At 73.9% G+C, this 13,546-nt stretch carries 13 protein-coding genes; 7 read left to right on the top strand and 6 right to left on the bottom strand.

All coding sequences use genetic code 11. The features are described 5' to 3' along the window. Positions 1-163: 163 nt before the first annotated feature. Entirely contained in the window at positions 164-1,261 is a 1,098-nt protein-coding gene (locus tag AB0L25_RS06085; protein WP_500169129.1) for a CHAP domain-containing protein, read from the bottom strand. A gap of 366 nt (positions 1,262-1,627) precedes the next feature. On the opposite strand from AB0L25_RS06085, the gene AB0L25_RS06080 reads away from it, so the two are divergent. Then, a complete protein-coding gene (locus AB0L25_RS06080; RefSeq protein WP_500169127.1) occupies positions 1,628-2,029 on the top strand; it encodes a cupin domain-containing protein in 402 nt (133 codons plus the stop codon). A gap of 380 nt (positions 2,030-2,409) precedes the next feature. Here AB0L25_RS06080 and AB0L25_RS06075 read toward each other — a convergent pair whose 3' ends face one another. From AB0L25_RS06075 to AB0L25_RS06060, 4 genes are all read right to left on the bottom strand, one after another. Next, positions 2,410-3,108: a TetR/AcrR family transcriptional regulator gene (locus AB0L25_RS06075; protein ID WP_500169125.1), complete on the bottom strand. Its 699-nt coding sequence runs from the start codon at positions 3,106-3,108 to the stop codon at positions 2,410-2,412. An 87-nt stretch (positions 3,109-3,195) separates the two neighbouring features. Then, positions 3,196-4,536, bottom strand: a complete 1,341-nt coding sequence (locus tag AB0L25_RS06070) for a dicarboxylate/amino acid:cation symporter (RefSeq protein ID WP_500169123.1) — start codon at positions 4,534-4,536, stop codon at positions 3,196-3,198. A 220-nt stretch (positions 4,537-4,756) separates the two neighbouring features. Beyond that, a complete protein-coding gene (locus tag AB0L25_RS06065) occupies positions 4,757-5,002 on the bottom strand; it encodes a hypothetical protein (protein WP_500169121.1) in 246 nt (81 codons plus the stop codon). Then, positions 4,995-6,293: a PspC domain-containing protein gene (locus AB0L25_RS06060; protein ID WP_500169119.1), complete on the bottom strand. Its 1,299-nt coding sequence runs from the start codon at positions 6,291-6,293 to the stop codon at positions 4,995-4,997. Before AB0L25_RS06060 ends, AB0L25_RS06065 begins: the two co-directional genes overlap by 8 nt. A 145-nt stretch (positions 6,294-6,438) precedes the next feature. Between AB0L25_RS06060 and AB0L25_RS06055 the strand changes: the two genes are divergently transcribed. Both AB0L25_RS06055 and AB0L25_RS06050 read left to right on the top strand, forming a co-directional pair. Next, on the top strand, positions 6,439-7,638 hold the full coding sequence (locus AB0L25_RS06055) for an ATP-binding protein (protein WP_500169117.1): 1,200 nt from the start codon (positions 6,439-6,441) through the stop codon (positions 7,636-7,638). Then, complete coding sequence (locus AB0L25_RS06050; RefSeq protein ID WP_500169115.1) at positions 7,635-8,276, top strand: LuxR C-terminal-related transcriptional regulator; 642 nt, start codon at positions 7,635-7,637, stop codon at positions 8,274-8,276. The genes AB0L25_RS06055 and AB0L25_RS06050 overlap by 4 nt, the downstream gene beginning before the upstream one ends. Positions 8,277-8,318: 42 nt before the next feature. Here the strand turns inward: AB0L25_RS06050 and AB0L25_RS06045 are convergent, their stop codons facing one another. Then, the gene (locus AB0L25_RS06045) at positions 8,319-9,062 is read right to left on the bottom strand and encodes a PIG-L deacetylase family protein (RefSeq protein ID WP_500169114.1); all 744 of its coding nucleotides are present in this window, start codon (positions 9,060-9,062) and stop codon (positions 8,319-8,321) included. Positions 9,063-9,148: 86 nt separating this feature from the next. Here AB0L25_RS06045 and dhaK point away from each other — a divergent pair, with 86 nt between their 5' ends. From dhaK to pcrA, 4 genes are all read left to right on the top strand, one after another. Then, positions 9,149-10,144, top strand: a complete 996-nt coding sequence (gene dhaK / locus AB0L25_RS06040) for a dihydroxyacetone kinase subunit DhaK (protein WP_500169112.1) — start codon at positions 9,149-9,151, stop codon at positions 10,142-10,144. Beyond that, entirely contained in the window at positions 10,141-10,770 is a 630-nt protein-coding gene (dhaL, locus tag AB0L25_RS06035; RefSeq protein ID WP_500169110.1) for a dihydroxyacetone kinase subunit DhaL, read from the top strand. The genes dhaK and dhaL overlap by 4 nt, the downstream gene beginning before the upstream one ends. Beyond that, positions 10,770-11,168 carry a dihydroxyacetone kinase phosphoryl donor subunit DhaM gene (dhaM, locus tag AB0L25_RS06030; protein ID WP_500169108.1) on the top strand — a complete coding sequence of 133 codons (399 nt, stop codon included), beginning with the start codon at positions 10,770-10,772 and terminating at the stop codon, positions 11,166-11,168. Before dhaL ends, dhaM begins: the two co-directional genes overlap by 1 nt. Positions 11,169-11,245: 77 nt before the next feature. Then, on the top strand, positions 11,246-13,507 hold the full coding sequence (gene pcrA, locus AB0L25_RS06025; protein WP_500169106.1) for a DNA helicase PcrA: 2,262 nt from the start codon (positions 11,246-11,248) through the stop codon (positions 13,505-13,507). Positions 13,508-13,546 lie beyond the last annotated feature (39 nt).

Below are 13,546 nucleotides of genomic sequence, written 5' to 3'. Positions count from 1 at the left end.
GGGGCGCGCTGCCGGTTCGACCACGCCATCGGGGCCTCCGTGGAAGGCGACCCAACGAACGTATGCCGACGTTGAAATCTGTACTAGACCCGAATCTTCCGATTTCCGGCCATGTTCGGACGGGTCTTCCGGTCCGCGCGTCGCGGCCGGACGGACCGGCGCGTCAGGTCTTCCAGACGAACGCCTTCGCGCTGCCCGCGCTGATCTGGCCTGGCGTCGTCCCGTACTGGATCACCTCGAACCGCACCCGGTACCCGTCTCCCACCGTGTCCGCCGGCAGGGAGTAGAGCAGGAACGTGTCGCCGTCGCTGGCCGTGTGCTCGAGGATCGGCCCGCCTTCCCGCGTCCGGTCGCCCGCCTCCTCGACCTCGACCGCGCGCGCCTGGATCTCGGTGCCCTTCGGCAGGCCCTTGATCTGGATGCTCGCCGTCAGCGAGTAGCGGGCCGCGCCGATGACCAGGGAGGCGCCGCCCTTGTCCCAGTGGTGGTGCCCCGAGTCCGCGTACTCCTGCCCCCACTCGACCGTGACCCACCGGTTCGGGGGAAGTTCCTGCGCGGCGTTCATTCCGACGCTGACGTAGTCCGGCATGTCGTCCTCCTCGTTGTAGGCGGGCCGCCCGTATCCGGCGATCACTCCCGCGCCGCGCACGCGCCGCTTGCACGCGTCGCCGGTGTTGCCCTCGATCGTCTGGACCCGGCCGCCGCCGAGCACCCGCTCGACGACGCCGACGTGGTCGATCGCGCCGATCGTGTTCGACTCTCCCCAGTCGAAGAACACGATGTCGCCCGGTTTCGCGGCGTTGATCCGCGCGGTCGTCCCCTCGTGCCAGCGGCCGATCTTCTGGAAGTCGGCGGCGTGCCAGGGCGTGTACGCGCGGTCCCCGGCGGGGAGCACCGCCTCGGCCGTCCCGCTGTGCCGCGCCCAGTAGGTGACCGCCATGTCGCACCAGGGGGCCCGCAGGAACGCGTCACCGTGCCGGGACGCGTACTCGCGCGTGATCGCGTTCGGCCGTCCCGACATCCCGAGCGACCTGCGCGCCTCGCCGAGCATCGCCTGCACGCCCGCGGACGCGGCGGCGCCCACCAGCGGCGTGCTGGCCACCACGAGGCGGAAGACGCCGTCGCCGTCCGGGGACCCGTACAGCCGTTCGAGGACCTGCTCCTCGTCCGGTTCGGTGGGGTTGTGGACGCCCCAATGGACGTCGACCTTGTCCATATGCGCCGCTTCGGCGGCGTCCGTTCTCTCGTTCTCGGGGGTCATGTTCCTCCTGCTGCGTGCTGCCCTTACGGTCCGGCCCCCGCGCCGCGTGGGCGGCGTACGACAGACGGTAACGGGGGTTCGCCCCGTCCATCAGGGTTTTCGCGGGAAAGCACATGACTGCGCCCATCCGGGAAGTCTGTACTGACCTGGGGGAACGTCCCGCGTTCAGCGGGGTGTGATCGACTTGACAGCGGGCGGTCACTGCGTGTTCGCTGGAGCACATGCCAGCGCGCATCTCTCTCAACGGCCCCGTGGCGCTCCGCCGCGTGGCCAGCGCGCTGTGTCCTTCGTGTCGCCGCTGATCTCCGTTCATCCCCGGGGTGCTTGCCCCGGAACCGGCTCACCACACGAAGGACCGTTTCGGACATGGTTCCCGATCTCACCATGCGCGGCCAGGACGACCCGCACGGCCGCGCCGCCACCGTCAGCCCCCCGACCGTCGGCCGGCTCGCCGCCCGCGTCCACGCGCTCGCCGCCCGTCCCGCCGACTGGTGGCGGCTGATCGGCTTCGACGACGCGGGCCCCGTGCGCGTCCCCCTCGGCACCGACGGCGACGTCCCCGTCTGGCTCACCACCTGGCCGCCCGGCCACGGCGCCACCGTCGACGCCCGCGTCAGCACCCTCATCGCGGGCGAGCTCACCGAGGTGCTGATCACCCCGGACGGCGTCACCGAACGCCCCCTGCGCGCCAACCGCGTCCGCGTCCACGCCGCCCCCCGCGCCCTCACCAACCCCGGCCCCGCCTACGCCGTCAGCCTCCACGCGTGATTTCCCAGGGGGGCGACCCCCTGGAACCCCCGGTGGTCGCGGGGCGATCCTCGCGTGCTGTGCAGGCGCGCGTTGACTGATCGGGGGTCGTACGCACGCTGCGGTCGTCCCGCTCCTCGCGCCGGACGGTCCTCGCTCCCTCGCGGTCGTTCGTCCCGCGTGGACGGGCGAGGACCGTCCGGCGCGTGACACCGAGACGTTCGTCGGTCTTCGTGGGGTGCGATGGGCGAGGCGCTCGTCGGTTCGTGGTTCGGGGCGTGACCTCGGAGGTTCGTCCTCGTCGCTCGTGTGGTCGTTCGTCCCGCGTGGACGGGCGAGGACCGTCCGGCGCGTCACCGCGCGTGGTTCGTCGGTCTTCGTGGGCGTTCGGGGGCTCGGAGTCAGGGGCGGGTGGGGGAGAGGTAAGGGGTGGCGGCTTCGGGGCCCAGGAGGGGGAGGACGGCGAAGTAGGTGAGGGACGGGAGGAGGGCCTGGAGGTCGTCGTCGCCGGTCTCGATCCTGATCCGGACGGCGCTGACGACGCCGCCGACGACCGCGTCCGCGACGGCGTCCGGGACCGGGGGGAGGCCCGGCGCCGCGAAGAACGCGCGGAAGCGGGCGAGGTCGTCGAGGCGGGCGAGGCGGACGTCCGGGCCCGCGGCGTTCGCCTCGATGAGGGCCGCGCGGGCGAAGCGCGGCTCGCGGGCCAGCAGCGCGAGCATCGTGCGGAGGGCCGCGTGGACGCCGTCCGGCCAGGACGGCGCGGCCTCGTAGGCGTCGGCCATGCGGCGGTGCAGGATGTCCATGCCGCGCCGGTAGGCGGCGAGGAAGCACGCGTCGAGGCCGTCGAAATGCTCGTAGAACGTCTTCTTCGTGACGCCGGCGGCGCCCGCGACGCCGCTGATCGTCGTCTGCGGGTAGCCGCGCGCCGACACCACCTCGACGAGCGCGTCGATGAGGCGTCCGCGCTGGATGCCGGCGACGGTCTCGGGGGAGAGGCCGTGCCGGCCGGGCTTGATGGCGCGGGCCGGGTCGAGGGCCGAGCGGGACCCGGGCAGTACGTCCGTGCCGCCGTCCGGTCCGCCGGTCCGCTCGGTCATCGGCCCCTCCGGTCACTTGCCGTCGGGGTCAGGTTACTCGGCGTCCCCGGAGCGGGCTCGTGCCGCTCCGGGGACGCGGAGCCGAGGTCAGGCCGGCTGGGGCGCCGCGGCGCGGTCCCGCTCGGGCTCGCCGGCGGCGTCCTCGCCGGTCACGGCGTCCGAGGGGGGCGCGTCCAGCGGACGGCTGCGCCCGTTGAACACTTCGTCGTCCAGGATCCCCTCGGACCGGGCGACCAGGACCGGGACGGCGAGCTGGCCGGTGACGTTCGTCGCGGTGCGGCCCATGTCGATGACCTTGTCGATCGCGATGAGGTAGCCGACGGCCTCCAGCGGCAGGCCCACGGTGGTCAGCGTCAGGGTGAGCGCGACCAGCGCCGGGCCGGGGGTGCCGCCGGTGCCGATCTGCCCGATCACGGCGGCCAGCGCGATCAGCGCGTACTCGCCGATGCCGAGCTGCACGCCGGTGTACTGGGCGACGAACACCGCGGCGATCGCCGGGTAGATCGCGCCGCAGCCGTCGAACTTGATCGTCGCGCCGAGCGGCTGCGCGAAGCTCGCGTACTCGGGCTGGACGCCGTTGCGCTCGACCGACACCCGCTGCGCGATCGGCAGCGTCGCGAGGGACGACGACGACACGAAACCGAACTGGATCGCGGGCCACGAGTTGCGGTAGAAGCGCAGCGGGTTGACGCGCCCGAACGCCCGCAGCAGCACCGGGTACCCGACGAGCAGCATCAGCCCGAGGCCGAGGTAGATCGCGCCGGTGAACTTCGCGAGCGGCGCGAGGGACGTCGGGCCGTAGGTCGCGACGACCGCGGCGATCAGGAAGAACGACCCGATCGGGGTCAGCCGCACCACCCACCACACGGCCTTCTGCATGACCGCGTACAGGTCGTCGATGAGGCTCGTCAGCCGCTCGCCGCGCTCGCCGATCGCGACCAGCGCGGCGCCGAACAGGACGGCGAACGTCACGACGCCCAGCACGTTGCCGTCCGCCATCGCCTGCACGATGTTGGACGGGAACAGGTTCTGCAGGATCTGCGTCCACGTGACCGGGTCGGTCTCGGTGGTCTCGCCCGCGAGGTCGCCGAGGCCCTCGCCCGGCTTGATCAGCAGCGCGACGACGAGGCCGATCGCGGTGGCGATCGCGGACGTGACGACGAACCAGCCGAGCGTCTTGCCGGTCAGCCGGGCGACGCTGCCGACGCCGCGCAGCCGTCCGACGCTCACCACGATCGCGGCGAACACCAGCGGGACGACGACGACCTTCAGCAGGCTGACGTAGACGTCGCCGAACGGTTCGAGCCAGTCCTCGGCGGTGGCCGCGCCGCCGCCGAAGTTGTTGATCAGGGCGCCGGCGACGGCGCCGAGCACGAGCGACAGCACGATCTGCTGCCAGAACTGCCATTTCCACACACGGAAGGTCACGAGAGGTTCTCCTGGACGCCGGGCGGCACGCGTCGGCCGGGCGGGTTCGGGGGTGAGAAGAGGGCTGCCGGAAACGGGTCAGCGGCGACACAGCACGGCGGCCAGGCGGCACAGGTCGATGTGCAGCCGGGCCACGAGCAGGACGCTCTTCTCGGAGAACCTCACGGGCCGATCAACGCCGGTGCGTCCGGGGATCTTCCCGGCGGGCGGGTGAGCTACGTCACCGGCCGGGCAAGTCCCGGTCACGATCGCGGCGGCGCCCCCGCGTCGCGACCCGCACGGCGCCCACCAGGCCCAGCCCGATCAGGACGAGCGGGACGGCGACGACCGGGTTCAGCAGCCGTTCCGCGGTGAGCCCCTCGGCGAGGAACAGTCCGGCCAGCGCGACGAAGAACAGCCCGGTGACCGGCCCGGCCGGGTCGAAGCGGCGCCGCGCCGGGGCGCGGTCGGCGGGTCGGTCAGTCACGGGCCACGTCCACGTCCACGTCGCCGATCTTCCCGCGCAGCCGCAGCACGATGGTCGGCGGGTTCCCGGCGGCGGACGCCGGCTCGAAGACCCGCTCGGCGCGGGCGTTCGGGCCGCTGGTCGTCCGGCCGTCGATGCGCAGGTCGCCGAGCAGGATCCGGGCGTCCAGGACGACCCGGGCGTCCTTCGGCACGGTGACCGCGAGGCCCCCGACCACGACCTGCGCGTCGATCGTGACCCGCCGCCCGGCGCGCAGCGGCAGCGCGGTGAGGTCGAGCGTCCCCTGGCCGACGGTGACGCGGTACTCCTGGCCGGTGCCCGGGTCGGCCGTCGGCCGCCACGTCACCTCGCGGTACTTCATCGAATCCGGAGCCTCCGCCGCGACGGACGAGGTGACGAGCGCGAGCGACAGCACGGTCCCGGCGGTCGCGAGCCCGCGCGTCCGGAACCAGCCGCCGAGCACGAGCCCGAGGCCGACCACGCCCAGCGCCGTCGCCATCACGATCATCCACGAGTCGGGTGCCGGGTACTCCCGCGCGGCGGGGATCGTCGCGGCCCCGGCGGCGGCCGCGCACAGCAGCGTGATCGGGGTGAGCGGCGACCGGTGCCGCTGGACGGCCGCGACCGGCGCGGGCGGTGCCGGCGGGGCGGGCGGTGCTGGGGCGGCCGGTGCGGCGGGCCGCGCCGGGTGCGGGCTGAACGCGGCGAGGTCGATCGCGCCCGGCGGCAGGCCGCCGAAGCCGTCCGGCACGTCCTCGCCCGGCGCCACCGGGCCGTCCGGCGCCGCCGGCGGCAGCCGGTGCCCGGCGAGCCGCTCCGGCACCCGCCGCACCGCCTCCTTGTACCGGACGCCGCGCGCGTGGGCCGTCGCCGCCGCGAGCGCCGCGAACACCACCGCCGTCGTCGCGTCCATGTCGAGGCCGGACGTCACGACCAGCAGGGCCGAAACGGCCAGCAGCCCGCCCAGGATCGTCAGCACGCCGGCCGCGTCGAACCAGCGGCGCAGCACCCGCTCGGCGGGCGCCGTCGCGTGCGGGACGGACGGCATCAGCAGCGCCGCCGCGATGTAGAGCAGGACGCCCTGGCCCTGCACGAACGTGAACAGGCCGAACGCGACCCGGTACACCACCGGGTCGATGCCCGTGCACCGGCCGAGGCCGCCGCAGACGCCCGCGAGCACGCGGCTGCGCTCGTCCCGCGCCAGCCGCGGGTAGTCGCCGTGCGCGGCGGTGGCCGCGGGGGCGTCGGCGGCGACGCTCCCGCCGCCGGTGTCGTTCGGTTCGTCGACCATGCCGCCCATCGTGGCGTGCGGCGCTCCCCGCGCGGTATCGGGGACGTCCCTGAATCCGACCCTGAGACCGGACCGGGGTACGTCCCCGATGCGCGGCGGCGCCCGCCCGTGTGACGATCGTCGATGTGCGGAAACGGGGCAGGCGATGAACGGGACCACGGCGACCACCGGCCCGGCGGACCCGCCGCCGCTGGTGCGCGCCGCGGACGGGCGGCTGCTGGCCGGGGTGGCGCGCGGGCTCGCCGACCACCTCGGCGTGGACGTCCTGTTCGTGCGGATCGCGTTCGTCATCCTGACGCCCGGGATCATCGCCTACTTCGCCTTCTGGCTCCTCGTGCCCGAAGCCCAGACGCAGGCGCGCGCGCAGAACGAGCCCGTCCCCGTCCCCGCGCGCACACCGCGCGACTGGGGGCAGCTCCTTGCCTACGGCGCGGTCGCGCTCGGCCTGCTCGCGCTCTTCGCCCTGCCCTGGGGCGTCGCGAGCCCCTTCCAGTGGGCGCTGTGGCCGTTCGTGCTCGGCGGCGCGGGCGTCGCGCTGCTGTGGCAGCAGGCCGACCGCGCGCAGCGGGAACGCTGGGTGCTGCCGCTGCGGCAGCGGTGGCTGCGCTCCCTGCTCGGCCTCCTGCTCGTCGTCGGCGGGATCGGCGGGGCCGTCGCGCAGAACGTCGAGGCGAACCAGATCCGCTCGGTCCTCGTCGCGATGATGATCATCCTGACCGGGCTCGCGCTGATCGTCACCCCGTGGATCGTCCGGCTCTGGCAGGACCTCGACGCCGAACGGCACGAGCGCATCCGCTCCCAGGAGCGCGCCGAACTCGCGGCGCACGTCCACGACTCCGTCCTGCACACCCTCACCCTCATCCAGCGCAACGCCCACGACCCCCGCGAGGTGCAGCGCCTCGCCCGCTCGCAGGAGCGCACCCTGCGGACCTGGCTGTACGAGCGGCGCGACGACCCCGACCGGACGTTCGCCGCCGCGATCAAGGAGACGTCCGGTGAGGTCGAGGACCTGCACGGCGTCCCGATCGAGGTCGTCTGCGTCGGCGACACCGCCCTGGACGAGCGCCTCGCCGCGGCCGTCCAGGCGGCGCGGGAGGCGATGGTGAACGCCGCGAAGTACGCCGAGGCCCCCTCCATCTCGGTGTTCGCCGAGGTCGAGGGGAAGGCCATCGCGATCTTCGTGCGGGACCGGGGCCGCGGCTTCGACCTCGACGCGATCCCGGACGACCGGATGGGCGTCCGGGGGTCCATCATCGGACGTATGGAGCGCAACGGCGGCCGGGCGACCGTCCGCACCGCGCCGGGCGAGGGCACCGAAGTGCGTTTGGAGATCGAGAAGCAGTGAGCGAACCGCGCAGGAGGGTCGTGCTGGTCGACGACCACCAGATGTTCCGGACCGGCGTCAAGGCCGAACTCGGCGACGGCGTCGAGATCGTCGGCGAGGCCGGCGACGTCGACGAGGCCGTCGCGGTGATCCGCGACACGGCGCCCGACGTGGTGCTCCTCGACGTGCACCTGCCGGGCGGCGGCGGCATCGAGGTGCTGCGCCGCCTGCACGGCGGCGTCCCGTCCCGGTTCCTCGCCCTCTCGGTGTCGGACGCCGCCGAGGACGTCATCGGCGTCGTGCGCGGCGGCGCCCGCGGCTACGTCACCAAGACGATCTCCGGCCCCGAGCTGACCGACGCGATCGGCCGCGTCGCCGAGGGGGACGCGGTGTTCTCCCCCCGCCTCGCCGGCTTCGTCCTCGACGCGTTCGCCGCCACCGACGCCCCCGCCGTCGACCCCGAACTCGACCAGATCACCCAGCGGGAACGGGACGTCCTCCGGCTGATCGCCCGCGGCTACGCCTACAAGGAGATCGCCAAGGAGCTGTTCATCTCGGTCAAGACGGTCGAGACGCACGTCAGCAGCGTCCTGCGGAAGCTGCAGCTGTCCAACCGGCACGAACTCTCCCGCTGGGCCGCCGCCCGCCGCCTCGTCTAGCGCCCGGCGAGTTCGCCGAGCAGCCGCCAGGTCGCCCGTCGGTCAGGCGGTGTTCACCACCTGGAACGGCTCGGCGAGGCGGCCCTCCGGGAGGCCGCCCGCGGCGGCCGACGCCGACAGCCAGCCGTGCAGCATCTCGCGGAGCTCCCCCTCCGGCATGTGCGCGGTCTGGCTCGCGTGGGAGCGCAGCGCGGTCACCTTCCGCTCGAACCGGTCGGTGATGTCGACGTAGTGGTTCGCGTACGGGCCGCCGGTCAGCCACACCTCCCGCGCCGTCCACGCCTCCAGGCCCTCGGTCAGCAGCTCCGGGAACGCGTAGGGGTTGCGCGCGTCCGGGTAGACGGCGTCGAGCGCGGCGGCGCCGACCGCCCGGTGGTCCGGGTGGCTCGGGTAGATCCGCTCGTAGTTCCGCTCGGGGCTCGGCATCACCACCCGGTCCGGCCGCACCTGCCGGATCACCCGCGCGATGTCGCGGCGCAGGTCGAGCGTCGCCTCGACGCGCCCGTCCGGGTAGCCGAGGAACCGGACGTCCGTCACGCCCACGACCTTCGCCGCCGCGCGCTGCTCGTCGCGCCGCAGCGCCGCCATCTCCGGCCGCGTCAGCCCGTCGTCGAACCCGCCCGCGTCGCCGTCGGTCACCATCAGGTACACGACCTCGATGCCCGCGTCCGTCCAGCCCGCGACCGACCCGGCGGCGCCGAAGTCGACGTCGTCCGGATGCGCCATCACCGCGAGGATCCGCTGCAGCCCGCTGTCTTCGAGTACGCCCGTCACGCCGTCAACCATAAGCGCCGCCGGGGACATCGACACGTGCCGCAGGCGATCACGATTGGGTCTGGGACGGGACGCCGGACGCGGGTATGGCTGTGAGCATGCGCAAACTCATCAACGCCCCCGGAGCCGTGGTGTCCGACGCGCTCCGCGGGCTCGCCGCCGCGCACCCGTCGCTGCGGGTCGACCCGTCGGGCGGGACGGTCGTGCGGGCGGACGCGCCCCGCACCGGCAAGGTCGCCCTCGTGTCGGGCGGGGGATCGGGGCACGAACCGCTGCACGCCGGGTTCGTCGGGCCGGGGATGCTCGACGCCGCGGCGCCGGGGGAGGTCTTCACCTCGCCGGTGCCCGACCAGATCATCGCCGCGACCATGGCGGTCGACGGCGGCGCCGGGGTCCTGCACGTCGTGAAGAACTACACCGGCGACGTGATGAACTTCCGGATGGCCGCCGAACTCGCCGAGGACGAGGACATCGAGGTCGTCCAGGTGGTGGTGGACGACGACGTCGCCGTCGAGGACAGCACGTTCACCGCGGGACGGCGCGGCACCGGCGCCACCCTGTTCGTCGAGAAGATCGCCGGGGCGCTCGCCGAGGAGGGCGCCGACCTCGCGGCGGTCGCGGCCGTCGCCCGGGAGGTGAACGAGCGCAGCCGCTCGTTCGGCGTCGCGCTGTCGCCGTGCACCGTCCCGGCGGCGGGGGAGCCGACGTTCGAGCTGGCGGACGGCGAGATGGAGCTCGGCATCGGCATCCACGGCGAACCCGGGCGGGAACGGGTCGAGGCGGGCACCGCCGCCGAGATCGTGGACGCGGCCCTGTCGGCGATCGACGCGGACGTCCCGCTGGCGGGCGAGGACCTGCTCGTGCTGGTCAACGGGATGGGCGGCACCCCGCTGATCGAGCAGTACGTCGCGTACGGGGCGGTCGCCGACTGGCTCGCCGGGCACGGCGCGACGGCCGTCCGGTGCCTCGTCGGCGACTACGTCACCAGCCTGGAGATGGCCGGTGTCATGATCAGCGTGTGCCGGCTGACGCCCGACCTGACCCGGCTGTGGGACGCGCCCGTCGAGACGCCCGCGCTGCGGTGGGGCCGATGATCGGGCTGACCGGGCCCGCCGCGGAACGCTGGATCCGCCGCGCCGCCGAACTCGTCGCCGCCGACGCCGAACGGCTCACCCGGCTCGACGCCGCCATCGGCGACGGCGACCACGGCCACAACCTCGACCGGGGGTTCGCCGCCGCCGTCGCGGCGCTGCCCGAGCAGGCCCCGGCCGGCAAGGTCCTGATCGCGGCCGGGCGGGCGCTCGTGTCGAAGACCGGCGGCGCGTCCGGGCCGCTCTACGGGACCATGCTCCGCCGCGCCGGCCGCCACCTGGACGACCTCGACGACCCGGACGCCGCCGACTTCGGCGGCGCGCTGCACGCCGCGCTCGACGGCGTCCGCGAGCTGGGGCAGGCCGCCGAGGGCGACAAGACGATGGTGGACGCGCTCGCCCCGGCCGTCGCGGCCTACGAGGAGGCCCTCGCGGGCGGCGCGCCGCTGCCCGGCTGCGCGCGCGCCGCCGCCGACGCCGCCGCGACGGGGGCGGACGCCACCGTGCCCATGCAGGCCCGCAAGGGGCGGGCCAGCTACCTGGGAGAACGCAGCGTCGGGCACCTCGACCCGGGTGCCGCGTCCACCGCGCTCGTCCTGCGGGCGCTCGTCGAGACCCTGGAGGGCTGATGGTCGGGATCGTGATCGTCGCGCACAGCCGGACGCTCGCCGAGGGCGTCGCCGAGGTCGCGCGGGCGATGGGCGTCGGGAAGGCCGTCGTGGAGGCCGCCGGCGGCGACCCCGACGGCGGCCTCGGCACGAGCATCGTCGCCGTCGAGCGCGCCGTCGAGCGCGCCGTCGAGCGGGCGTCCGGCGACGACGGGGTGCTGCTGCTCGCCGACATCGGCAGCTCCGTCCTCACCGCCGAGATGGTCGTCGAGGACGCCCGGGAGGGCACGGTGCTGCTCGCGGACGCGCCGCTCGTCGAGGGCGCGATCGCGGCGGCGTCGATGGCCGCCGCGGGCGCCGACCTCGCCGCCGTCCACGCCGCCGCCGAGGCCGCCTGGGACCACCGCAAGCGCTCCTGACGCCGCCCGGCGGGCCCGGGCCCGGGTCCCGGCGAACGCGCCGAACCCGGGTCCGCGGCGCCGTAGACTCGCACATGATGTCGAAGACCGAACCCCACCCCTTGCTCGACGGCCTGAACGAGCAGCAGCGCGCCGCCGTCGTCCACGCCGGCGGACCCCTGCTGATCGTCGCGGGCGCCGGGTCGGGGAAGACGCGCGTGCTGACCCACCGCATCGCCCACCTGCTCGGCGAGCGGGACGTCCACCCCGGCCAGATCCTCGCGATCACGTTCACGAACAAGGCCGCGGCCGAGATGAAGGAGCGCGTCGACGCGCTCGTCGGCCCGCGCTCGCGCGCCATGTGGGTGATGACGTTCCACTCCGCGTGCGTGCGGATCCTGCGGCGCGAGGCCAAGCGGCTCGGCTTCCCGACGAGCTTCTCGATCTACGACCAAGCGGACGCGCAGCGCCTCATGGCGCTCGTCTGCCGGGAGCTCGACCTCGACCCGAAGCGGTACCCGCCGAAGTCGTTCAGCGCGCAGGTGTCGAACCTGAAGAACGAGCTGATCGACTACGAGACCTGCAAGGCGCGCGCGTCCGGCCACATGGAGCAAAAGCTCGCCGAGGCGTACGAGATGTACCAGGCGCGGCTCCAGCAGGCCGGCGCGATGGACTTCGACGACCTGATCATGATGACGGTCAACCTGCTGCAGGTGTTCCCGGAGGCCGCCGAGCACTACCGGCGCCGGTTCCGGCACGTGCTGGTCGACGAGTACCAGGACACGAACCACGCGCAGTACGAGCTCGTCCGGGAGCTGACCAAGCCCGTCGAGGGCGTGGGCCCGGCCGAGCTGTGCGTGGTGGGCGACGCGGACCAGTCGATCTACGCGTTCCGCGGGGCGACGATCCGCAACATCCTGGAGTTCGAGCGCGACTACCCGGACGCGACGACGATCCTGCTGGAGCAGAACTACCGCTCCACGCAGACGATCCTGTCGGCCGCGAACGCCGTCATCGAGCGCAACGCCGACCGCAAGCCGAAGCGGCTCTGGTCCGACCAGGGCGAGGGCGCGAAGATCACCGGGTACGTGGCCGACAACGAGCACGACGAGGCCGCGTTCGTCGCGCACGAGGTCGACAAGCTGACGGACGCGGGCGACGCGAAGCCCGGCGACGTCGCCGTGTTCTACCGGACGAACGCGCAGTCCCGCGTGTTCGAGGAAGTGTTCATCCGCACCGGCCTGCCGTACAAGGTCGTCGGCGGCGTCCGCTTCTACGAGCGCAAGGAGATCCGCGACGCGCTCGCCTACCTGCGCGTCCTCGCCAACCCCGAGGACACCGTCTCGCTGCGCCGCATCCTGAACGTTCCGAAGCGCGGCATCGGCGACCGGGCGGAGGCGTGCGTGGAGGCGTACGCGTCCCGCGAGCGGATCTCGTTCTGGCAGGCGCTGCGCACCCCCGAGGACGTCCCGGGCATGGCGACGCGCTCGATCAACGCCGTCCGCGAGTTCGTCCTCCTGCTGGACGAGCTGCGCGCGGCGGCCGCGTCGGTGTCGCCGGCCGAGCTGATCGGGGCCGTCCTCGACCGGAGCGGCTACCTCGTGGAGCTGCAGGCGTCGAAGGACCCGCAGGACGAGACGCGCGTCGAGAACCTGCAGGAGCTGGAGGCCGTCGCCCGCGAGTTCGAGGAGCGGCTCGACGGGGAGTCGCCGGAGGGGCGGCTGCCCGAGTTCCTCGAGCAGGTCGCGCTGGTCGCGGACGCCGACTCGATCCCGGGCGGCGCGAAGGGCGCGCCCGTCCCGCCGGGGGAGCGGCCCGACGAGACCGACCAGGGCGTCGTCACGCTGATGACGCTGCACACGGCGAAGGGGCTGGAGTTCCCCGTCGTCTTCCTCACCGGCATGGAGGACGGGGTGTTCCCGCACCTGCGCGCCATGAGCAACCCGAAGGAGCTGGAGGAGGAGCGGCGCCTCGCCTACGTCGGCATCACGCGCGCGCGGCAGCGCCTGTACCTGTCGCGGGCGACGATGCGCAGCTCGTGGGGCGCGCCGCAGGTGAATCCGCCGTCGCGGTTCCTGGGCGAGGTGCCGACGCCGCTCATCGAGTGGGAGCGGGAGGCGTCGTCGGCGTCGGGGTCCGCGGCGACGCGGATGGCGGCGCGTCCGGGCGTCCGGTCGCCGGGGGCGCGCGCGGTGCCGTCGCTGTCGCCGGGCGACAAGGTCACGCACGACTCGTTCGGGCTCGGCACGGTCGTGTCGGTGGACGGCGCGGGCGACAAGGCGGCGGCGAGCGTCGACTTCGGCGGCGACTACGGGGTGAAGCGGCTCGTCCTGCGGTACGCGCCGGTCGAGAAGCTCTGACGGCCGCCGGGGCGCCGACCTCGAATCGGGTTCGTCCGG

The organism is Spirillospora sp. NPDC052242, from assembly GCF_040679555.1.
Taxonomy (GTDB): domain Bacteria; phylum Actinomycetota; class Actinomycetes; order Streptosporangiales; family Streptosporangiaceae; genus Spirillospora.
This window is presented reverse-complemented; position numbering and strand designations above follow the sequence as displayed.